This is a genomic window from Streptomyces sp. NPDC051180, assembly GCF_040689545.1.
Lineage (GTDB): Bacteria > Actinomycetota > Actinomycetes > Streptomycetales > Streptomycetaceae > Streptomyces.
This window is the reverse complement of record NZ_JBFBBC010000008.1, coordinates 294,850-316,328: the sequence shown is the minus strand read 5'-3', so window position 1 is coordinate 316,328 and position 21,479 is coordinate 294,850. Positions and strand designations below refer to the sequence as shown.

Annotated in this window: 12 protein-coding genes; 6 read left to right on the top strand and 6 right to left on the bottom strand. The window is 71.4% G+C overall.

The genetic code is table 11. The features are described 5' to 3' along the window. Window positions 1-203: 203 nt before the first annotated feature. The gene (locus tag AB0424_RS17445; RefSeq protein ID WP_366306251.1) at window positions 204-1,388 is read left to right on the top strand and encodes a NarK/NasA family nitrate transporter; all 1,185 of its coding nucleotides are present in this window, start codon (window positions 204-206) and stop codon (window positions 1,386-1,388) included. Window positions 1,389-1,447: 59 nt separating this feature from the next. Beyond that, complete coding sequence (locus AB0424_RS17440) at window positions 1,448-2,902, top strand: acyl-CoA synthetase (RefSeq protein ID WP_366306227.1); 1,455 nt, start codon at window positions 1,448-1,450, stop codon at window positions 2,900-2,902. Window positions 2,903-2,957: 55 nt separating this feature from the next. Here the strand turns inward: AB0424_RS17440 and AB0424_RS17435 are convergent, their stop codons facing one another. The 4 genes from AB0424_RS17435 to AB0424_RS17420 form a co-directional block, all read right to left on the bottom strand. Then, complete coding sequence (locus tag AB0424_RS17435; protein WP_366306225.1) at window positions 2,958-6,641, bottom strand: S8 family serine peptidase; 3,684 nt, start codon at window positions 6,639-6,641, stop codon at window positions 2,958-2,960. Window positions 6,642-6,796: 155 nt separating this feature from the next. Next, window positions 6,797-8,059, bottom strand: coding sequence for an MFS transporter (locus AB0424_RS17430; RefSeq protein WP_366306224.1), 1,263 nt, complete (start codon window positions 8,057-8,059; stop codon window positions 6,797-6,799). Continuing rightward, window positions 8,056-8,502 (bottom strand): GNAT family N-acetyltransferase, encoded by a 447-nt coding sequence (locus tag AB0424_RS17425; protein ID WP_366306222.1) that lies wholly within the window; start codon window positions 8,500-8,502, stop codon window positions 8,056-8,058. The genes AB0424_RS17430 and AB0424_RS17425 overlap by 4 nt, the downstream gene beginning before the upstream one ends. Before the next feature lie 63 nt (window positions 8,503-8,565). Beyond that, window positions 8,566-9,048: a MarR family transcriptional regulator gene (locus AB0424_RS17420; protein WP_366306220.1), complete on the bottom strand. Its 483-nt coding sequence runs from the start codon at window positions 9,046-9,048 to the stop codon at window positions 8,566-8,568. 117 nt (window positions 9,049-9,165) lie between these two features. Here AB0424_RS17420 and AB0424_RS17415 point away from each other — a divergent pair, with 117 nt between their 5' ends. Continuing rightward, complete coding sequence (locus tag AB0424_RS17415) at window positions 9,166-9,582, top strand: organic hydroperoxide resistance protein (protein WP_366306218.1); 417 nt, start codon at window positions 9,166-9,168, stop codon at window positions 9,580-9,582. A gap of 106 nt (window positions 9,583-9,688) precedes the next feature. Here the strand turns inward: AB0424_RS17415 and AB0424_RS17410 are convergent, their stop codons facing one another. Then, window positions 9,689-9,949, bottom strand: a complete 261-nt coding sequence (locus AB0424_RS17410; protein ID WP_366306216.1) for a hypothetical protein — start codon at window positions 9,947-9,949, stop codon at window positions 9,689-9,691. Between the two features lie 81 nt (window positions 9,950-10,030). After that, window positions 10,031-16,690, bottom strand: coding sequence for a polymorphic toxin-type HINT domain-containing protein (locus tag AB0424_RS17405; protein ID WP_366306214.1), 6,660 nt, complete (start codon window positions 16,688-16,690; stop codon window positions 10,031-10,033). 646 nt (window positions 16,691-17,336) lie between these two features. Here AB0424_RS17405 and AB0424_RS17400 point away from each other — a divergent pair. The 3 genes from AB0424_RS17400 to AB0424_RS17390 all read left to right on the top strand — a co-directional run bounded on the left by AB0424_RS17400 (window position 17,337) and on the right by AB0424_RS17390 (window position 21,473). Then, window positions 17,337-19,397: a phosphocholine-specific phospholipase C gene (locus AB0424_RS17400; protein WP_366306212.1), complete on the top strand. Its 2,061-nt coding sequence runs from the start codon at window positions 17,337-17,339 to the stop codon at window positions 19,395-19,397. A 137-nt stretch (window positions 19,398-19,534) separates the two neighbouring features. After that, window positions 19,535-19,984 (top strand): hypothetical protein, encoded by a 450-nt coding sequence (locus AB0424_RS17395; RefSeq protein WP_366306210.1) that lies wholly within the window; start codon window positions 19,535-19,537, stop codon window positions 19,982-19,984. Window positions 19,985-20,042: 58 nt separating this feature from the next. After that, window positions 20,043-21,473, top strand: coding sequence for a DUF2252 domain-containing protein (locus AB0424_RS17390; protein ID WP_366306208.1), 1,431 nt, complete (start codon window positions 20,043-20,045; stop codon window positions 21,471-21,473). The last annotated feature ends 6 nt before the right edge of the window (window positions 21,474-21,479 follow it).

Genomic DNA, 21,479 nt, shown 5'->3' with positions numbered 1-21,479 from the left:
CTCGTACTGGGCGTACTCGCGCTTTCGCCCGGTGCGGCGAGAGCGCGTGCCAGGCGTCGCGGGGCAGAGGGGAATGTGACGACAGGCCCTAGGGGCACCCGTACGGAGCAGTCCGGCGCGCCGGGCCCCTCACCCCGATCTTGACTGGTGGGGTGACCACCGAGACGAAGCCCCCGACCGCGGCGGCCTACCGAAATCTGGTGATGGCCACCATCGGCTTCACGCTGACCTTCTGGGCGTGGAACCTGATCGCACCGCTGGCGAGCTGGTACGGCGACCGACTCGAACTCAGCTCGTTCGAGCAGTCGTTCCTCGTCGCCGTCCCGGTCCTGGTCGGCTCGGTCGGCCGGGTCCCGGCCGGCGCGCTGACCGACCGGTACGGGGCGAAGCGGATGTTCCCGCTGGTCTCGGCGCTGACGATCATCCCCGTGCTGCTGCTGACCGTGGTGAAGGACACCTACGGTCTGCTGCTCGTCGTCGCCTTCCTCCTGGGCCTCGGCGGCACGACCTTCGCGATCGGCATCCCGCTGGTGAACTCGTGGTTCCCGCCGGCCAAGCGGGGCCTGGCGCTCGGCGTGTTCGGCATGGGCATGGGCGGTGTGGCGCTCTCCGGCTACTTCACCCCCCGGATCGCCAAGCACGGCGAGAACCTGCCGTTCGTCGTGGTGGCGGCCGCGCTCGCCGGTTACGCGGTGCTCGCCTTCTTCCTGATCAGCGACCGGCCCGACCGGCCGGTGCCCACCGCCTCCCTCGCGACCCGGCTGGGCTCGGCGGCGCGGCTGCGGGTCACGTGGGAGCTGTCGGCGCTGTACGCGATCGGGTTCGGCGGCATCGTGGCGTTCGGCGTCTACCTGCCGACCTACCTGAAGACCTGGTACGAGCTGGACCCTACGGACGCGGGCACCAAGGCGGCCGGGTTCGCCCTGGTCACCGTGGTCTTCCGACCCATCGGCGGCTGGCTCTCGGACCGGTTCCACCCGGCGCTGGTGACGGCCGGGGCGCTCGGCACGGCCGCCCTGTTCGCGATCGTCCAGGCATTCGACCCGCCGCTGAACCCGGGCGGCACGATCGCCCTGCTCGTCATGGCGGCGGGCCTGGGCACCGCGAGCGGTTCCGTCTTCGCCCTCGTCTCCCAGGTCACCCCGCAGGCCCAGGTGGGCAGCGTGACCGGCATCGTCGGCGCGATGGGCGGACTGGGCGGTTTCGTGCCGCCGCTGGTGATGGGCGCGATCTACAGCGCGAAGGACTCGTACTCGATCGGCTTCATGCTCCTCTCCGACCTGGCGCTCGCGGGCTGTGTGTACGCGTACGGGCGGATGCGCGGGATCCGGCCGGGCGGCGGCGAGCCGGAGCCCGAGGCGACGAAGGTCACCGCCGCCAGGCCCTGAAGCCCCGGCAGAATGCCTCCCGGCGACCTTCGCCCTCGACGACCCGAGGAGCTCGACCGGTGAGTGCCTTCTTCCCGCCCCCGGCGGCCGGAGCCGATTCCGACCGGACCGCGCTGCGCTTCGGCGCGACGACCCTGACGTACGGGGAACTGGCCGGGGCGGCCGGCTCCCTCGCCGCCCGGATCACCGGGTCCGGCCGGGTCGCCGTCTGGGCCACGCCGAGCGCGCACACCGCGGTCGCGGTGGTCGGGGCGCTGCTGGCGGGCGTCCCCGCCGTGCCGCTCAACCCGCGCACCGGCGAGCGGGAGCTGGCGCACATCCTCGGCGACAGCGCGCCCTCCGCCGTGCTGGCGGACCCCGCCGCCGAGCTGCCCGCCGGGCTGACCGGCGTGCCCCGGATCGACGTCGCACTCACGGGCACCGTCGCCGCCCCGCCGGCGGGGCCGGACGACCCCGAGTCCCCCGCCCTGATCGTCTACACCTCCGGCACCACCGGCCCGCCGAAGGGCGTCCTCCTCTCGCACCGGGCGCTGGCCGCCTCCCTCGACGCGCTGGCCGACGCCTGGTCGTGGACGGCGGACGACGTCCTCGTGCACGCGCTGCCGCTGTTCCACGTCCACGGCCTGGTCCTCGGGGTGCTGGGGCCGCTGCGCCGGGGCGGCGAGGTGCGGCACCTGGGCGCGTTCTCGGCGGCGGGCGTGGCCCGGGAGCTGGGCGCCGGGGGCGGCACGATGCTCTTCGGCGTACCGACGATGTACCACCGGCTGGCCGACGCGCTGGACGGGGACGCCGGTCTGGCGGCGGCGCTGTCGGTTGCGCGGCTCCTCGTCTCGGGGTCGGCGGCGCTGCCGGTGCACGACCACGAGCGGATCACGGCGGCGACGGGCCGGACGGTCGTCGAGCGGTACGGGATGACCGAGACGCTCATGAACACCAGCGTGCTGCCGGGCGGCGCCCCGCGTCCCGGCACCGTCGGCGTGCCGCTCGCGGGGGTGGGGCTGCGGCTGGTGGACGAGGACGGCTCGGTGCTGGGGGCGTACGACGGGGAGACGGTCGGCGAGGTGCAGGTGCGGGGGCCGAACCTCTTCTCCGGCTATCTCGGCCGGCCGGAGGCGACGGCGGCGGCCTTCGACGGCGACTGGTTCCGCACCGGCGACATGGCGGTGCGGGAGGCGGACGGCGCGGTGCGGCTGGTCGGCCGCAAGGCGACCGACCTGATCAAGAGCGGCGGCTACAAGATCGGAGCGGGCGAGATCGAGAACGCGCTGCTGGACCATCCGGGAGTGCGCGAGGCCGCCGTCACGGGCGAGCCGGACCCGGACCTGGGCGAGCGGATCGTGGCCTGGATCGTGGCGAGGGACGCGGAGAAGCCGCCGGCGGAGTCGGAGCTCGCCGCTCACGTGGCGGGCCTCCTCGCCCCGCACAAGCGGCCCCGGGTGGTGCGCTACCTCGACGCCCTCCCCCGCAACGACATGGGCAAGGTCCTGAAGAAGGCACTGCCCGGGGCCCGTTGAGCGACGGAGGCCGGGCCCCCTCCGGCAGGAGGGGGCCCGGCCGTGTGCCGTCCGGTCAGCGCACGCCGACCGCGCGGATCAGCTCCTGGGTGACGGAGCCGCCCCGGTCGTCACGGGCGCCGGCCCGCAGCGAGACGGAGGCCGCGCCGGCCGGGATCCGCAGCTCGCCGGTCCAGCTCGCCCCGCGCGACGCCTTCTTGAGGGTGACCTTGCTCCAGGTGGCGCCCTCGTCGTAGGAGACGTCCAGGGTGCCCGTGGTGAGGGTGCCGGTGCCGGCCGCGCCCTTCACGTACTCGGCGGAGATCCCGACGGGCAGCCGGCCGCCGGCCCGGACGTCGCCGTTCAGGTCGGTGTCGACGTCGAAGCCGAGGTTGATCATCGGCAGGTACGTGATCCTGTCGGAGGGCGTCTCGGCGGAGCGGAAGGTCCACTCGCTGTGGCCCTTGGTGGCGAGCCGCCAGCGGGCCGGGTCGAGCGTCGTGTCGGTGACGACCTTGAAGGTCGCCTCCTCGGCCGGGGCGTCCCAGGCGTAGGCGCCGGAGCTCATCTTGCGGTCGAAGCGGACGCCGTTCACGTACACCTCGGTGAACTGGGTCATCGAGTCGTCGCTCCACACGTTGCCGAAGCCGGTGTGGTCGGTGCCCGAGTCGCCCCAGCCCGGGGTGTTGAAGCGCAGGTCGTTGCCGGAGCGCTGCTGGCCCCAGCCGAGTCCGGTGCCCAGCCAGGGGTGCCAGACGGGGCCGAACCAGTCGAGGTCCACCCGGCTGCCGCCCCGGTAGGACGGGGTGCCGGCGCGCTGTTCCAGGGACTCGCCGAGGTCGACGGACTCGTGCCAGCGCTGGCCGGTGCCGGTGGAGACGTACTCGGTGCGCTCGGTCGGGAAGGCGATCCACTCCTTGAAGCCGAAGCCGATCGGGAAGGTGGCGGTGATCGAGTAGCGGAACTCGCCGCCCAGCTCCGGCCGCTTGGTCGGCATGCGGAACGTGGAGTGGATCGTGGCCAGTTCGTGCTTGCCGGGGCGGAAGACCAGGTCCTTGCCGATGGCGCCGGGGTGCCCCTCGGAGAGGTCGTAGGTGTACGGGGTGAAGCGGGTGCCGGTCAGCTCGACGCGCTTGCCGCGGGCGGCGCCGGCGGCGAGCCGACGGGCGTCGGCGGCGTTGACGGTGGCGACGGCGAGGGGCCGGTCCTGGTAGTCGGCGGTGCCGAACCACTTCATCAGCCGGCCCGGACGGTCGTCCGTGACGAACAGCGCCTTGGCGCCCGCGTCCTGGGCGGTCTGGGCGAGCTGCGCCGGGACCGCGCCGTCGACGAGCCGGACGAGGACGGCCTTGCCGGTGACGTTCCGGCCCGCGTACTCGGCGGGGGTTCCGGTGCCCGCGTCGACGAGGCCGAGGCGGTGGCCGCCCTCCAGGAGGCCGGCGCCGGCCTGCGGGGTGGCGTCGGAGAGCCGGGTGCCGTCGACGCCCGCCTCCAGCATCGGCTTGCCGAGACGCCAGACCGTCCGGTACTCGAAGGTGCCGGTGGCGGGCTTGCGGGTGGGCGCGGCGAAGACCGAGTCGTACATCGGCGGGACCTGGACGGCTCCGCCGTAGGAGGCGCCGTTCGCCTCGCGGTCGAACTCCATCAGGAGCTGCCGGGTCTCGGTGCGCTTCTCGACCTCCGCGCGGATCTCGCGCAGCTGCCGTCCGTCGAGGGTGATCTCGCGGTCGCGGTCGAGGGTGATCTCCGGCTCGGTGAGGAAGCCGAGGCCGAGGGAGTCCTGGCCGTGGGAGCCGCGCACGTCGAGGAAGGTGTCGACGGTGTACGTGCCGGGCTTGAGGCGCAGTTCGAGCGTGCCGGACTCGCCGACCGTGGCCGGGAAGGGGTCCACTCCCTCGGTGAGCTGCTGCACGCCGAGGGAGGCGGGGGCAGGGGCGCCGTCACGGTCCTTGACGTGGACGGTGAGGGTGTAGCGCTCCTCCTCCTTCACCAGGCCGAGCGCGGTGTGCGCGACGGGCGCGCCGCCGGCGGTGGCGGTGATCCGGCCGGAGGACTGCCCGACGGGGGCCTTGGAGCCGTCGCCGGTGACGGTGGTGCTCGCGGTGCCGTGGGCCGGGACGGTCAGGGCGGTGTCGGCGAGGGTGGCGACACCGGCCGGCATGCCCTCGACGGCGAGGCCCAGTTCGACCGGGGCGTCGGAGGAGTTGGTGTACGTGACGGTCCTGGTGACCGGCTTGCTCTCCTCGTACGGCCAGGAGGTGAAGCCGAGGTCGGCGGAGCCGGTGGCGGTGACGTTCGCGGCGATCGCGGCGGCCACGTCGACCCGGCCGGAGCCGAGCGCGTACGCGGAGGCGTCGAGCGTCTTCGACGAGGACATCAGCGCGTTCTTCAGCTGGGCGCCGGTCCAGTCGGGGTGCTTCTCGGCGAGCAGGGCCGCGACGCCGGCGATGTGCGGGGTCGCCATCGACGTACCGCTCATCGAGGTGTAGAGGCCGCTGCCGGGGACGAGCTGGGAGCGGGCGGCGAGGATGTCCACACCGGGCGCCGACAGGTCGGGCTTGAGGGCCTGGTCGCCGTAGCGGGGCCCCTGGCTCGTGAAGTAGGCGGCCCGGTCGTCGGAGTCGACGGCGCCGACGGTGAGCGCGGAGTCGGCGGCGCCGGGCGAGCCGATGGAGCCGGGGGCGCCGGAGTTGCCGGCGGCGATGACGAAGAGGGCGCCCGTCTCGGCGGAGAGGGTGTTCACGGCCTGGGCCATCGGGTCGGTGCCGTCGCTGGGCTCGCGGGAGCCGAGGCTCATCGACACGATCTTCGCGTCGATGTCCTTGGCCGCCCACTCCATGCCGGCGATGATCTGCGACTCGCTGCCGGAGCCCTCGTCGCTGAGGACCTTGCCGACGGCGAGGGTCGCGCCGGGGGCGACGCCCTTCTCCTTGCCGTCACTGGCGGCTCCGGAGCCGCCGACGGTGGAGGCGACGTGGGTGCCGTGGCCGTCGCGGTCGGCGACCTCCTGGCCCTCGATGAAGGACTTCGTCTCGGCCACGCGGCCCGCGAGGTCGGGGTGGCCGAGGTCGGCGCCGGTGTCCAGGACGGCGACCTTGACGCCCTTGCCGGTGAGTCCGGCCTCCCACGCCTTCGGGGTGCCTATCTGGGCGTTGGACTCGGCCATGGCGGCCTTCACCCGGCCGTCGAGCCAGACCTTGCCGGGGGCGGCGGAGCGGGCGGCGCCGCGGGCGGTGAAGCCCTGCCAGAAGGCGGCGGGGTCGGTGGCGGTGACGGCGGCGCCCCCGATGCTGGGCAGGGCGCGGACCGTCTCGGCGCCGCGCGGGGCGGCGGCGGTCCGCGCGCCCTTGGCGCCGTAGGTGACGATCAGCGGGAGTTCGCCGGTGACGCCCTGCTCGACGAGACCGGTGACGTCGAAGAGACGCGGGTCGAGTGCGCCGGAGGCCAGGTAGGGGCGGGCCTCGTCGGGGACGACGGTGACGCGGCCGTCGACGGTCCGGCTGCGTACGGCGCCGGTGGCACCCTTCGCGCGGTCGACGGTGACGGTCCGCTGTCCGCCGCCGAGTTCGGTGAGGGTGACGCGGTCGCCGGTGACGAGGGTGACGGTGGTGCTCGTCACGCCCGCTCTGAAGGTGTCCGGCACGGCGGAGGCGGTGTTCCCGGCGGCGGCGGTCTGCCCGGCCGAGAGCATCGCGAGGGTGAGGCCCGCGGCGATCAGCGCGGCCCTTCCTCTGTCGAAGGGCGTGGTCCTCGACGTCATCGTTCGAACTCCTCGCGGACCCGGGGTCGGGGGTGTTTTCCGGGTGCCGCGAGGAGTCTTGGCCCATGAGGCGGGGGTTGACCCCCGTCACTCCTGGCGGTTATGTGCCGTGGCGGCCAACCGCCAGGAAGGGATGGGGCGTTCGGGGAGAAGGGTCACGGAGTGGGGTCGAGGGCGTCATAGCGGCGGAATCCGCGTCCGTACATCGCGAGGATGCCGATGGCGAGGACGCAGGCGATCCCGCCGCCGGTGAGGGCCACCGTCGGGGAGGTCAGGTCGGCGACGGAGCCCGCGAGGAAGTCCCCGAGCCGGGGCCCGCCGGCGACCACCACGATGAAGACGCCCTGGAGCCGGCCGCGCATCTCGTCCGGTGCGGCGACCTGCATCATCGTGTTGCGGAAGATCATCGACACGGTGTCGGAGTAGCCCGCGACGGCGAGCAGCAGCAGCCCCAGCCAGAGGTTCCGGGTCAGTCCGAAGGCGGCGATCGCGGTGCCCCAGCAGGCGACCGCGAGGAGGATCGCCTGCCCGTGGTGGCGGATCCGGCCCTGCCAGCCGGAGAGGACGCCGCCGAGGAGCGCGCCGAACGCGGGTGCGGCGACGAGGAGTCCGGTGGTCTTCGCGTCCCCGCCGTACCAGAGGACGGCGACGGCGGGGAACAGGGCCCGGGGGTGGGCGAGGATCATCGCGCAGAAGTCGGAGAAGAACGTCATCCGCAGGTTGGGGCGGGTGGCGAGGAAGCGCAGCCCGTCGAGGACCGAGGCGCGCTTGCTCCCCGTCCGGTCCGGGAGCATCGACGGCAGCCGCCACATCGCGTACAGGCCGGCGGAGAAGGCGACGGCGTCCACGAGGTACGCGGCCTGGTAGCCGGCGAGGCCCACGATCAGGCCGCCGAGGCTGGGCCCGACGAGCGTGCCGAAGGTCATGACCATCGAGTTGAGCGCGTTGGCGGCGCGCAGCTGCTCGGGCGGCAGGAGCCGCGGGATCATCGACGAGCGGGCGGGCGAGTTGAGCGCGGCGCACACGGCCTGGAGGGCGACGATCCCGTACAGGAACCAGACCCGGTGGAAGCCGGCGAACGCGGCCGCGGCGAGCGCGACCGACAGCACGGCCGACCCGCAGGCGCTGTAGAGGCCGAGTCTGCGGCGGTCGACGGTGTCCGCGATCGCCCCGCCGTACAGGCCGAAGACGACCAGGGGGACCAGGGAGAACAGTCCGACGAGCCCGACGGAGAACGGCGAGCGGGTGATGTCGTACACCTGGAGGGAGACGGCGAGGGCCGTCATGCCCTGCCCGACCCAGGAGACGGTGCTGCCGAACCAGAGGCGGCGGTAGTGCGCGGAGGTCCGCAGCGGCGTGAGGTCGGCGAAGACCCTGCGGCGGTCCTGGCGGTCCTTGAGTTCCTCGGTGGTGGTCACGCGACGTCGTACCGCAGGACGGGGCGTTCCCAGTGGATCCGTCCGCTGGGCGGGACGGCCCCGGTGCGGACGGCGCCGGTCCGCAGGTAGAACTCCTCGGCCGGCGGGTGCGCGACGACCCGGACGGCGTCCAGCCCGGCGGCCCTCGCCTCCCCGGCCATGTGCTCCATCAGGAGCCGCCCGATGCCGAGCCCCTGGGCCGCGTCCGCGACGAACGCCAGGTCCAGCTCCGCCTCCTCGACGAGCAGGGCGTAGAACCCGAGGATTCGGCCGTCGCCGTCGACGGCGACGAAGACGGGGTGGTGCTCGATGTACGCACCGCCCACCTGGTACCCGTCGACCATCGCGGCGTAGTCCCCGCGGTAGGCGCGGGAGCCCCGGACGAGCCGGGTGAGCCGCTTGGAGTCGTCGGCGTCGGCGCGCCGGATGGTGATGTCGGGCATGGGGCGAGTATAGGACCGACCCTGATCATCGATCCTTACAATTGGATGAACGCCGATCCGGCGCTACCCGCAGCCGCTCAGGTCGTCGGGGTCCACGGAGTCGAGCCGGGCGGCGAGCGCCTCCAGCCGCTCCCGCAGCCCGCTGATCTCGTCGAGCCCCAGGCCGGTCGCGGCGGCGATGCGCCGGGGCACGCCGAGGGCCTTCTCCCGCAGGGCCGCACCCTCGCCGGTGAGGCGGACGGTGACGGACCGCTCGTCCTCGGGGCTGCGGCGGCGCTCCACGTATCCCGCCGCCTCCAGCCGCTTGAGCAGCGGGGACAGGGTTCCGGAGTCGAGCCGCAGCCGCTCGCCGATCCCCTTCACGGGCAGCTCGCCGTGCTCCCAGAGGACGAGCATCGCCAGGTACTGGGGATAGGTGAGCCCGAGCTCCTTGAGCGCCTCGCGGTACACGCCGTTGAAGGCGCGGGTCGCCGCGTGCAGCGAGAAGCAGATCTGGTGGTCGAGCCGGAGGAAGTCCTCGTCCGGGACCGAGTCGAGCGTCTCCATGCCCCCAGGATACGCGAGGCCCCTCACGCGCGATTGAGTTGTGCACAACTGAATCGTGCGCTATTAATAGAGGGCCACCCCACCGCAGGACCGGACAGGACAGGACGGAAGAACCCCATGGACGCGATCTACACCGCAGTCGCCACCGCCAACGGCCGCGAGGGCCGCGCCGTCAGCTCCGACGGCCACATCGACCTCCCCCTCGCCCACCCCCAGGCCCTCGGCGGCAACGGACTGGGCACCAACCCCGAGCAGCTCTTCGCCGCCGGGTACGCGGCCTGCTTCGCCAGCGCGATGGGTGTCGTCGCCCGCCAGGAGAAGATCGACATCTCCGACGCCTCCGTCACCGCCGAGGTCTCCATCGGCAAGGACCCCGCCGACGGCGGCTTCGGCCTCGCCGTCGTCATGCGCGCCGAGTTCCCCGACCACCTCCAGGGCGACGCCGGCCTCACCCTCCTGCAGAAGACCCACGCCTTCTGCCCCTACTCCAAGGCCACCCGCGGCAACATCAAGGTCGAGCTGGTCGTCGAGTAACCGGACACGACGAAGCCCCCGGCGCACATTGCTGCGCGCCGGGGGCTTCGTCATTCCCGAGCAGTCGCCCGACCCTCATCAACCGAAACGACGCGAGTCGGGAGACTCAGTCAGACATTCGCTGCAAAATCAGATCGATCTCGGATTCGATCTCCTGGTCGGCCGTGAGATGGACATGCATCCCGCCGGTCACGTCTTCCTGTGCAAGCATCAGGAGATGGCGCGCCAAGGATGTCAGGCCCGCCCGGTTGGCCTTGACGAGGATTTCCGACCGGGACACGGACACGGCAATCTCGAATCCTTCGTCCCACGAGAAGCGCAGCCCCTCGCCGGGCCGACGGTCGGGGGTGAAAACAACGTGCTCCACAGAGCGCTCCTTACAAGGGAAACGACACCGCCCCACCGACCCCGGAAAGCCTCCGCGGCCAGTGAAGCAATGAGGACTAGCCTATTCCAGATAGATATGACGATTCTCGACAACCATCATCTTTCCGGGCTTCTTCGGATTTGGGCCGAGTCGCTCGAAATTCATATGGGGGCCATCGCCGTGCTCCCCGAGGATGTCCGAATCTCCCATTCGCGCAACTCGGGTACCGTCTCGCGAGACGTACCGCCCGCTGCCTGGAACGGGTTCGGTGTATCCGCGACCCACCCATGCCTCCGCTGAGGCAAGCGCATCGTCCGTGGAAATACGGGTGCCATCCACTGGATGACCGTCACCATCGTATTGGCGAACCGAGGTCCACGGGCATTTGGCGTTGTGAACGAGTACTGGTATCTCGCCCGCCAGCACATAGTACGTATGGACGCCCTCGATGGTCAGGTTGTACGTGCGAGCCCTCTGGGCGTACGCGCGGTTCGCCGAGACGACCACCTCGCGGCCGGCAGCGGTGCGCAGGGTCATGCCCGGCTTCAGGTCGCGGGCCGCGAGCCAGCGGTGTTCCGAGACGACCCAGAAGGGGTGCTCGTGGGTCGCCGTGAGGTTGGCGGGTCCTTGCGGAGTGGCGATGGTCAGTTCGTTGAACTTCTTGTCGTCCTCCGTGACGATCAGCTGGGTGACCTTGCGTGCGCTCGTTTCGCCCGTGTCCGGGTCGGTCGCCAGGACCTCGTCACCGATTTGGATCTTGTCGATGTCCTTGGTGGAGCCGTCCGCCAGGAGGACGTCCGTGCCGGCGAGGAAGCACTGGCCGCACCCACCGGGACGGGACACCTTCCCGCCGCTGCCGGGAGCGCGCGGCATGCCGTTCTCGTAGGCGCCCACCAGGTTGGGAATGACGACCCAGTCTTTGTACCGCTCGAGGTCCCAGAAGAGGTTCCGCATCTCCGTGGGGCACGCATAGGCGCTGCGGCCGACGCACGAGTTGACCGCTGCGGCCATCAGGTCTACTTCCGTCGGCGCCTGGCCGGGGAAATGACTGATGTTCTTCTGGTAGACCTTGCGCCACTCCGCGTACCGCTTGCCGGTACCCAGGTACTTCTTGGCGGCCTCCGTGACGAAGTCCTCGGTGCGGTTGACGGGGTTGTTGTACGCGGCGGTCTCGCTCGGCGTCACTTCGTCGCCGACGCCGTAGACGACCTTGTTGTAGTTCTTCCCCTTCTTGACGATCTCGGTGCCGCGGTTCTTGCAGACGTACATGCCGTTGACGCACTCTTCGAAGGCGAGGCCCGAAGGGTCGGAGAAAACGGCGGGGTTGTTGCCCGCGTACGTGTAGCCGGCCAGGGACTGGGGCTTGTCGGGCTCCAGGAGCGGGTCGACGCTGATGAAGCGGCCGGTGGCCGGGTCGTATTCGCGGGCGCCGAGGTGGGTGAGGCCGGTGTCGGCGTCCTGGGTGCCGCCGACGAAGCCCTTGTCGCCGATCCAGTTGGTGGGCTGGGTGCCGCGGGGGCCGCCGAAGAGGGTGGTCTTGCGGCGGGTGATGGCCTGGGCGGCGTCGTTGGTGATCTGGGTGGACCCGGTGCCGTGGTGGTCGGCGAGCAGGAAGGTGAGTTTGCCTCCCTTGTACATGGCCGCGCCGCCGTAGTAGCGGGTTCCGGTGACCTTGCCGGCGGTGTCCTTGTGGAGTTCGTTGCCGCCGGGCAGGTAGAGGGTGGTGCCGGTGGAGTCGCGGCGGATGAGCCGCTGTCCGGTGGTGTCGTAGAGGTAGCTGGTGGTGTCGGTGACCTGGGTGGTGGACTTCAGGCGGCCCTCGTCGTCCCAGACCAGGGTCTCCAGGTCGGTGGTGCCGATCTTGCGGGTCTCGGTGTTGCCGGCCGCGTCGTAGGTGTAGGTCTCGGTGCGCGGGTCGGTGCCGGTCTGGGTGACCGAGGGCAGGTCGTGCTTGCCGGCGGTGGGGTCGGCGTAGGTGCGGGTGGTGTCCGCGGCCGGGCCGGAGGGGGTCTTGTGCTGGACCTCGGTGTCGCGGTTGCCGACCGGGTCGTAGGTGTAGCTGGTCCAGTAGGCGTCCTGGCCGCCGACGACGCTGTCGGACGGTGCGGTGGCGCAGGTGGTGCCGGTGTTGGTCCAGGCTTCGGTGATTCGGCGCAGGGCGTCGAGGGTGAAGCACTGGGTGTCGGTGGTGCGGGCGGTGCCCTGGTCGTAGCCGGTGGCGATGCGGGTGATGTTGCCGGCCGGGTCGTAGGTGTAGGAGGTGTCCTCCACCCGCTGCGGCGCGGTGTCGCGGTCGGTGAAGGTGCTGGTGACCTGGCCGGTGTGTTCGTCGTACTGGGTGGTGGTCCACACGTGGCGGCCGAACTCGCCGTACTCCGCGCGGATCGCACGGCCGTAGTGGTCATAGGTCATGTCCGACACCAGCGGCGCGCTGCTGGTCTCGGTCACCGTGCCGACGGTGTCCAGCAGGCCGGTGACGGCGGTGTAGCCGTTGCTGACCAGCTCGTAGGGCAGGTCGGCCATCTGCGGGTGCTCGACGTCCAGCACCTGACCGGTGTTGGCGTTGTAGGAGGTGTACCACTCGTACGTACCGGCCAGGCCGGTCTCCGACGCCGGGACGGTGACTCGGGTGATGGAGGGCAGCCCCAGGGGGTTGTAGTCGGTGGTCTCGGTGACGAACGCGTTGCCGTCGTCGTCGTACCGCGTCGACTTCGCCGGCAGTCCCTTGGCGTTCGGGGCGTCGTAGGTCCAGCCCGCGAGGAGCTTCGCGCCCTTCTTCAGCGCGGTGGGACGTCCGAGCTTGTCGTAGTCGGTGTGGAGGGTGCGCAGACGGGCGTCGGTGACGTCGGTGACGCGGTCACCCTGGTCGTAGACCGTGACGGCCTTGCCCTTGTCGGGGTCGACGGCCACGGTCTGACGGCCGCGCACGTCGTACTGGTAGGACCACTCGGCGCCGCTCGCGTCGGTGAGCGTGGCGAGCCGGCCCAGCTTGTCGTACGTGTACTTCAGGGACTGCGACGTCGTGCGCGCCGCGTTCGTGTACTCCTTCACTTCGGTGGTGCGGCCCTGCGCGTCCACCACCGATGCCGTGGCGGTGCCTCCGGCAGGCGGCACGACGGTGGTCGTGTCACCCGTGTAGGTGTAGCTGGTGCGCTTCGTCTCGTCCGTGTAGCGCTTGGCGATCACCGCGACGGGACGGCCGGCGCCGTCGTACTCCGTCTGCGTGGAGGACGGGTACATGGTCTGCTGACCGGTCACCAGAACGGCTTCGGCCGCCCCGGTCGCGAAGTAGCTCCCGGAGTCGACGGTGTTCTCGCCGCGGCTGTTGTAGAACTGCTCCGTGACGATCCGGCCGGCCCGGTCGGGGGACTCCTCCTGGGACTGCAGCGACCGCAGGAGTCCGTCCTGGAAGGAGTAGCTCGTCCGGTACTGGTTGTCGTGGGTCAGTTCCTCGGTGGTGGTGACGATCGGACCGTTGTTGCGGACCAGGTAGCGGAACCGGTAGTTCGGCGCCGTCGGGTAGGTCGCTGCGGAGCGGGTCGGCAGCCAGGCGCTCGTGACGCGTCCGAGCGGGTCGTAGGCGATGCTCCGCACGTTGCCGTTGACGTCGGTGATCTTGGTCGGCTGGCTCCGCCGGGGTTCCAGCACGGTGGTGACCGCGTGGTCGAGGGCGTTGGTGACGGTCAGGCCCGTCGGCACCTCGCCCGTGGCCGGAGCGAAGGCGGTCTTCGTGACCGAGCCGTAGGCGTCCGCGGCGGCGAGCTGGCGACCGTACTGGTCGTAGCAGAGCTGGTCCTTGGCGGTGCCGCAGATGCTCGGCGTGGAGGAGGTGACCTGGTAGCCGTTGCCGGCGCCGTTGATGCGCTCGACCTTGGTCACCAGTCCCCTGGTGGGCGCCTCCCCGAGGGCCTTGCCGTCGTAGTACGTACGCAGGTCGTCGACGATGTCACCCGGCTTGGAGACCGGAGCCCCGCAAGCGACGGCGACCGTCTCGGCGCGCGAGACCTTGTCGAGGATCGGAGAGCCGGCTCCGCGGGCGTACGTGAGGGTGGTGCACTTCTCGTCACCCGACTCGGCCGTGTCACCGCTGTCGGAGACGGTCTTGACGAGGCCGTACTCGTCGAATCCGCGAACGGACTTGGTCGCCCGGTCGCCCTGGGACGTGGCGGTCCGTGACTCCTCGACCTCCGTGTCCGTCATGAGCGCTTCGAGGGCCGGGAGTCCGGTCCGGCTGCGCGTCGCGGTGACGGCCGAGCTCCAGGGCGTGTACGACGTGGAGCTGACGAAGGCGCCGCCGTCGCCGTTGTAGAGCACCCGCTCACGCGGCATGCCGCTGTACTGCTTCCGGTCGGTCACGGCGACACCGGCGGTGTTCTTCACCGCGGCGCCGTCGATGCCCCGGAAGTAGCGGGTCTCGCTCAGCGTGCGGGCGTCGAAGCCCGCGCCCTTGCGGGTCTGGACGAGGTAGTAGCCCCGGGGGACCGAGTACTGGCGGTACGCGGCCTTGGTGAACTCGTCCTCGTTCATGGTCCACTCGGCGCCGCCCACGTAGCTGTACTCGGTGACGACGTCGGGTGTCCCCGCGATGTTGTCACCCTCCACGACACGGCTGACCACGTACGAGTTGAACCAGTCCTGTGTCGGGACATCCCCTTCGGCATCCCACTTGGTGGGGTAGCAGCGGGTCGTGTTGGAGTCGTCCAGCGGGGGCAGCGAGGTGGCCGAGCACTCGGGGTCGTGGTAGTAGACGCCGATCGAACCGCCGGTCTCGGTGGTGATCTGCGACATGCGCAGTCGGATGAACGGGGCCAGCCCGTCGCCCAGCTTGTCGACGCGGTTGGCCTTCTGCTCGCCCCCGAAGGTGATCAGGGGCAGTTCGGTGGTGGCCGTACCGTCCTTGGCGGTGCGCTTGATGCTGTCCAGCCACATCGGGCGGGTGATGCCGTCACCCGACGGGGGGAACGACTGCGCCAGCTCCCATCCGTCGACGTCCTTGTACGCGCCGCCGGTGAGGACCTGGGTGGAGATGGACTTCAGGCGCACGGACGACCAGAAGCTGGGCGAATGCTGGCCCTTGCACTCCGTCGCGGTGTCGGCGCAGTACAGGTCGTACGGCGTGTCGGGCCACTTGGCGGCATTGGCCGCGTCGAAGGTGCAGGTGGCGTTCTCACAGCGGTCGACGGAGGTGAAGTTGACCTTCGCCATGGCCTTCGCCGTGTACGGGGTGCTGTCGCGCAGGCCGTACTCGATGCGCAGCAGGTGGCCGCCGCGGTCGTACTGCGTCTTGGTGGACGTCCCCGTCGCGGTGACGTTGCGGCCGTAGTTGTTCTTCTCCTTCTTCCAGAAGTAGGCCATGGCGTTGCCGTGCGGGTCCACGACGTAGTCGAGGTTCCAGCGCCATGCCTGCTGGCACGAGGCCGAGGCGAAGGAGGCGTTGTAGCAGGGCTCGCCCTGGTGGTTGCCGAAGACGGGCGCGGTCAGCGTGGAGTTGGTCTCCGTGTTCCCGGACACGAAGCCGGGGAGCCGGTTGAGTCCGAAGAAGTACCGGGTGCCGTCCCGCGTGGTGATCTTCCAGTGCTCGCCGGTGCCCCCCTGTCCCTGGCTGCCGGCGGTGCCGGCGTCTCCGTTGGTGGCGCCGGTCAGCTTCTCGATCTTCTCGCCACTGTCGGAGACGGGGTGCCAGCCCTTGGCGGCGTCATAGACGAGTTCCGAGGTCTTGCCGCCCAGCGACAGGACGGCGTTGTCGTTGTACCAGCACTGGTCGCCGACCTTGGTGGTGTTGGTGCCACCGGTCTTGTCGTCCTCGCACGACTTGTAACGGCGCTCGATGTAGGACGGCTCGTAGGACCAGCCGTCCCCGATCCATCCCGCCTGGTTGTTGCTGGCGCCGGTGCGGCCGTCGACGGCCTGCGAGTTGTAGCCGAGGTCGACACCGGGCTTGAGCCCACCGGGGACGTCGGGAGTGGAAACCGGATAGTTCCAGGTGAACGCGCCGGTCGCACCGCCCCCGCTCCACGACCCGGACGCCTCGAGCGAGGTGGCCTTGAAGGTGCCCGTCGGGCCGTCCTCGGCGGCGGTGGCGGCGAGGACGGTCATCGCGCCCTGCGCGGGACTCGCGGAACTCCCGCCGCCCTGTACCGGGGCCACCGCGGTGAGCCGGTGGGCCTCCGTGTCGTTCTGCGTCTTCAGCGGGGTCGCCGCACGGCAAGCCGCCTTGTCGGGCGTGGTGAGAGCACAGGCCGGGAGCTGGACCAGGCGCAGTCGCGCGGCCCAGTCGCCGCCGTAGGCGTCCTTGAAGGCCGAGTAGTCGACGCTGACGCGGGCCCGCCCCCCGACCGCGGCACCGTCGGCCCTCCCGACCGAGAGGATGATGCCTTCGACACCCGCCTTGGCCGCCGCGTCCCGTGAGGCGACCGCGACCCTGGCCCGGGTCAGGGTCCGGCTCTTCTGCGACTTCTCGGCCACCGCCGACACGGAGACCGGCAGGGCGGCCCCCACTCCTGCGCTGCTGCGCAGGGGCGTCGGTGCGGCGGCGACCGGCGTGGTCAGCGTGCCGGGGGACGGCCAGGCCGTCCGCGGCACGGCCTTGGCTGCCGCAGCGTTCGGCCGCTTCGCTCCCCCCGCCCGCACCGCCTCCACCGGCACCGGCTTCGGCTGCTTCAGACCGGGCAGCGAGGCACTGACGCCCGGATCCTGCGCTGTGAGTGCGAAGGATGTGGTCGGCAGCAGACCCACTGCCATCACCGCGGACAATGCCGCGGCCCACCCTCGCGTTCTGAAATTACCCACTTACTCCCACCCCTCGAAAACAAACAAAACGAGAGACTTTAACAACGATATTCAGCGAACGGCAGGTGAACTTGACATAGTTGGCCACTGAATACTTCCGCACAAAAGAGGCGACTTCGGCACCTTTGGCGCACATGCGCCTCACAGGCAGCCCAAAGAATCGCAGGTCAGGGGAGCAGTTCAGGCGCGCCCCGGCCCTCCCTCAAGTCGCCGCGACCACCCGGACTTACCCGCCTTTACGCCGTAAACCAACACGCACAGCGCTCACCAGACGTCACCGGGGAACACGCACGACCGGCCGGTGCGGATCAATTCACGAGAGACGGGACACGAATACGGGCACCGGAATGGCGGATCGAGGCACGGCAAGGAAAGGACTTTCGGGTCGCCGCCACGGCAAGGAGGGCCTGACGTCCTCGCGGAAGGGCGGAGGGGCCGACCCCGGCGAAGGGTTCGCCCCGCGTACGGCGGGAAGTCATGGGACGGCCGCCGGGCGGTGGCCCGCGGGCGCTCTTCTTGGGGCGCCCGTCGGCCGGTCCGCCCGGCGGGCGTACCCGCACCCCCACCGTACGCACGACACCCGGAGGGCAACTCCCCCATGGCAGACCTCAATCGCCGCCGGTTTCTCCAGCTGACCGGCGGCGCAGCCGCGTTCAGCATGCTCTCGGAGAGCATCGCCCGCGCCGCGTCCATACCGGCGCAGGGCTCCACCGGCACGCTGCAGGACGTCGAGCACATCGTCGTCCTGATGCAGGAGAACCGTTCCTTCGATCACTACTTCGGCGCGCTCAAGGGCGTGCGGGGCTTCGGCGACCCGCGGCCGGTGACCCTGCCCAGCGGCAAGTCGGTCTGGAACCAGTCGGACGGCGGCAAGGTCACGCTCCCCTTCCGGCCGACCAGCGACAAGTTGGGGATGGAGTACCTCCAGGGCCTCAACCACGACTGGGCGGGCGGCCAGAGCGCCTTCAACAAGGGCAAGTACGACAACTGGGTCCCGGCCAAGACCAAGGCCACGATGGCGTACCTCACCCGGGACGACATCCCCTTCCACTACGCCCTCGCCGACGCCTTCACGATCTGCGACGCGTACCACTGTTCGTTCATCGGCTCCACCGACCCCAACCGCTACTACCTGTGGAGCGGGCACACCGGCAACGACGGCACGGGCGGCGGCCCCGTCCTCAACAACGCCGAGGCGGGCTACGGCTGGACCACCTACCCCGAGCGGCTGGAGGCGGCCGGGGTCTCCTGGAAGGTCTACCAGGACATCGGCGACGGCCTGAACGCCGCCGGCTCCTGGGGCTGGATCAACGACGCCTTCCGCGGCAACTACGGCGACAACTCGCTCCTCTACTTCAACAGCTACCGCAACGCCCAGCCCGGCAACCCGCTCCACGACAAGGCCCGCACCGGCACGAACGCCAAGAACGGCGAGGGGTACTTCGACGTCCTGCGCGCCGACGTCCAGGCCGGCCGACTGCCGAAGGTCTCCTGGATCGCCGCCCCCGAGGCGTTCTCCGAGCACGCCAACTGGCCCTCCAACTACGGCGCCTGGTACATCGCGCAGGTCCTCGACGCGCTCACCTCGAACCCGGACGTGTGGGCCCGTACGGCCCTGTTCATCACCTACGACGAGAACGACGGCTTCTTCGACCACGTCGTCCCGCCGTACGTCCCCAGCTCGGCGGCGCAGGGCCTCTCCACCGTCGCCACCGCGCTCGACCACTTCCCCGGGAAGACGGGGTACGCGGCCGGCCCGTACGGCCTCGGCCCCCGCGTCCCGATGATCGTCGTCTCGCCCTGGTCCACCGGCGGCTACACCTGCTCCGAGACCTTCGACCACACCTCGGTCATCCGCTTCATCGAGAGCCGCTTCGGGGTGCGCGAGCCCCAGATCTCGCCCTGGCGCCGGGCCGTCTGCGGCGACCTGACCACCGCCTTCGACTTCACCCGCACCCAGACCCGGCCCGCCGCGCTCCCGCCCACCGCCGGCTACTACCCGCCGGACCGCAACCGCCACCCCGACTTCCTGGCCACCGCCCCGGCCGTCGGCACCATGCCCCGCCAGGAGCCCGGCTCCAAGCCGACCCGCCCGCTCCGCTACGCCCCCTACGTCGACGGCGCCGCGGACGCCGTCGCCGGCACCTTCCGGCTCGCCTTCAGCGGCGGCCCGGCGGCCGGCGCCCAGTTCTACGTCACCTCGGCGAACCGCACCGACGCCCCCTGGACCTACACGGCCGAGGCGGGGAAGTCGATCGCCGACACCTGGAACACCAAGTACTCCAAGGGGGTCACCGACCTCACCGTGCACGGCCCCAACGGCTTCCTGCGCCGCTTCCGCTCCCCCGGCAAGACCGCCGTCCCCGAGGTCACCGCACGCCACAACGCCGCCACGGGCGACCTGGACCTCACGTTCACCAACGCGGGGACCGCCGACGCCCGCCTCACCGTCGCCCACGCCTACGCGGGCGGCGGCTCCGTCACCGTCGCCGTCCCCCGCGGCGCCACCGTCACCCACACCGTCGACCTGGCCGCCAGCAGCGCCTGGTACGACGTGACGATCACCTCCAACACGTCCGCCGACTACGTCCGGCGCCTCGCCGGACACGTGGAGACGGGCGCCGCGGGCGTCACGGACCCGGGCATCCTCACGTACTGACCCCGTCACCGCCCCCGGCGACCGCCGGCCGGGGGCGGTCGCCGCCGGGCCGCCCCACGGCCGCCGCCCGCCGCCGAGCACGCCGGCCCGGCGGCCGTGATACTCGAAGGGGAAACCCGGGGACCGCACGCTGCGAGGTGACGTCGATGAGCCGGCACACACCCACCGCGGGACAGGGCCGCACCGGTACGGAGCACCGCTCCGGAGGCGGCGGCCTCGCCGGCGGCGGCACCGTCTTCGCCGCGGTCCTGCTGACCCTCTCGGGCGTCCTCGCCGTCCTCCAGGGCATCTCGGCCATCGCCGAGGACGACGTCTACGCGCGCGTCGGCAACTACGTCTTCGAGTTCGACCTCACGACCTGGGGCTGGATCCACCTCGTCCTCGGGATCGTCGTCGCGCTGACCGGCGTGGGGCTCTTCCTGCGCGCGAACTGGGCGAGGGCGGCGGGCGTCTGCCTGGCCGGCCTGAGCATGATCGCCGCCTTCCTGTGGCTGCCCTACCAGCCGTGGTGGGCGATCGTCCTGCTGGCGATGAACGCGTTCGTCATCTGGGCCCTGTGCGCGAGCTGGACGCGCGCCGCCGACTGACCGCGCCCGGCCACCCCAGGGCGTCGAGCCGGTACCAGAGCAGACAGGAGGGCTTCCGATGGCCCGGAAAGCGACCACGGTGCTGCGCGCGGCGCGCCGCGCCACACCCGAGGAACGCGCGGCGCTCGGCCGGAAGGCGCGGCGGCGCGCACCCCGGTCGAGCCACGCCGAGTACCGTCCGCCCGCCGACCGGACCGACCCGCTGACGATCCTGGAGGGGCAGTCGGCGACCCGGGTCCCGGAGCTCGTCCCGATCCGCTACGGCCGCATGACCGAGTCGCCGTTCCGCTTCTACCGCGGCGCCGCCGCCATCATGGCCTCCGACCTGGCCGGCACCCCCCGCTCCGGGCTCACGGCCCAGCTCTGCGGGGACGCGCACATGCTGAACTTCCGCCTCCTCGCCTCGCCGGAGCGGCAGTTGATGTTCGACATCAACGACTTCGACGAGACGCTGCCCGGCCCCTGGGAGTGGGACGTCAAACGGTTGGCGGCGAGCCTCGTCATCGCCGCCCGGGCGAACGGCTTCGACGACGCCGAGCGCGCCCGGATCGTCCGGCACACCGTCCGCTCGTACCGCGAGGCGATGACCCGCTTCGCGGCCATGCGCACCATCGACGTCTGGTACGCGAAGATCGACGAGTCGCGCCTGGAGGCCCTGACCAAGGACCTGCTCGCCAAGCGCGGCCGGAGGAACCTGGCCCGCGCCCTGGCGAAGGCCCGTACGCGCGACAGCCTGCAGGCATTCGACCGGCTCACCGAGACGGTCGGCGGCCGGCCCGTGATCGCGGCCGACCCCCCGCTGCTCGTGCCGGTGTCCGACCTGCTGCCCGAGCTCCAGCGCACCGCCCTGGAACGCCAGTTCCGCCGGCTGATCGAGCGGTACGGCGCCACCCTGCCCTCCGACCGGCGCACCCTCCTGGCGGACTACCGTCTCGCGGACGTCGCCCGCAAGGTGGTCGGGGTCGGCAGCGTCGGCACCCGCTGCTGGATCTTCCTGCTGCTCGGCCGCGACGACCGCGACCCGCTCTTCCTCCAGGCCAAGGAGGCGGACACCTCCGTCCTCGCCCCGTACGCCGGTGCCAGCGCGTACCGCAACCAGGGCGAGCGCGTCGTCTCCGGCCAACGCCTGATGCAGGCCACCAGCGACATCCTCCTCGGCTGGGAGCGCGTGGACGGGATCGACGGCCGGCGGCGCGACTTCTACGTGCGCCAGCTGCGCGACTGGAAGGGCATCGCCGAACCGGAGCGGATGCTCCCCCGGGGCATGGCGGCCTTCGGCGACATGTGCGGGCTCACCCTGGCCCGCGCCCACGCGCGGTCCGGCGACCGGATCGCGATCGCCGCCTACCTCGGCGGCGGCGACTCCTTCGACCGCGCTCTCGCGACCTTCGCGGAGGCGTACGCCGACCAGAACGAGCGCGACCACCGGGCCCTCGTCGACGCCGTACGGGCGGGCCGGCTGCCCGCGGAGGACCTGCCGGCGTCCTGACCGGGG

What these genes read in the sequence shown, in the direction of transcription:
- AB0424_RS17445 (WP_366306251.1), top strand. Translation starts at nt 204, where the DNA reads ATGGCCACCATCGGCTTCACGCTGACCTTCTGGGCGTGGAACCTGATC.
- AB0424_RS17435 (WP_366306225.1), bottom strand. Translation starts at nt 6,641, where the DNA reads ATGACGTCGAGGACCACGCCCTTCGACAGAGGAAGGGCCGCGCTGATC.
- AB0424_RS17425 (WP_366306222.1), bottom strand. Translation starts at nt 8,502, where the DNA reads ATGCCCGACATCACCATCCGGCGCGCCGACGCCGACGACTCCAAGCGG.
- AB0424_RS17420 (WP_366306220.1), bottom strand. Translation starts at nt 9,048, where the DNA reads ATGGAGACGCTCGACTCGGTCCCGGACGAGGACTTCCTCCGGCTCGAC.
- AB0424_RS17415 (WP_366306218.1), top strand. Translation starts at nt 9,166, where the DNA reads ATGGACGCGATCTACACCGCAGTCGCCACCGCCAACGGCCGCGAGGGC.
- AB0424_RS17405 (WP_366306214.1), bottom strand. Translation starts at nt 16,690, where the DNA reads ATGGCAGTGGGTCTGCTGCCGACCACATCCTTCGCACTCACAGCGCAG.
- AB0424_RS17400 (WP_366306212.1), top strand. Translation starts at nt 17,337, where the DNA reads ATGGCAGACCTCAATCGCCGCCGGTTTCTCCAGCTGACCGGCGGCGCA.
- AB0424_RS17390 (WP_366306208.1), top strand. Translation starts at nt 20,043, where the DNA reads ATGGCCCGGAAAGCGACCACGGTGCTGCGCGCGGCGCGCCGCGCCACA.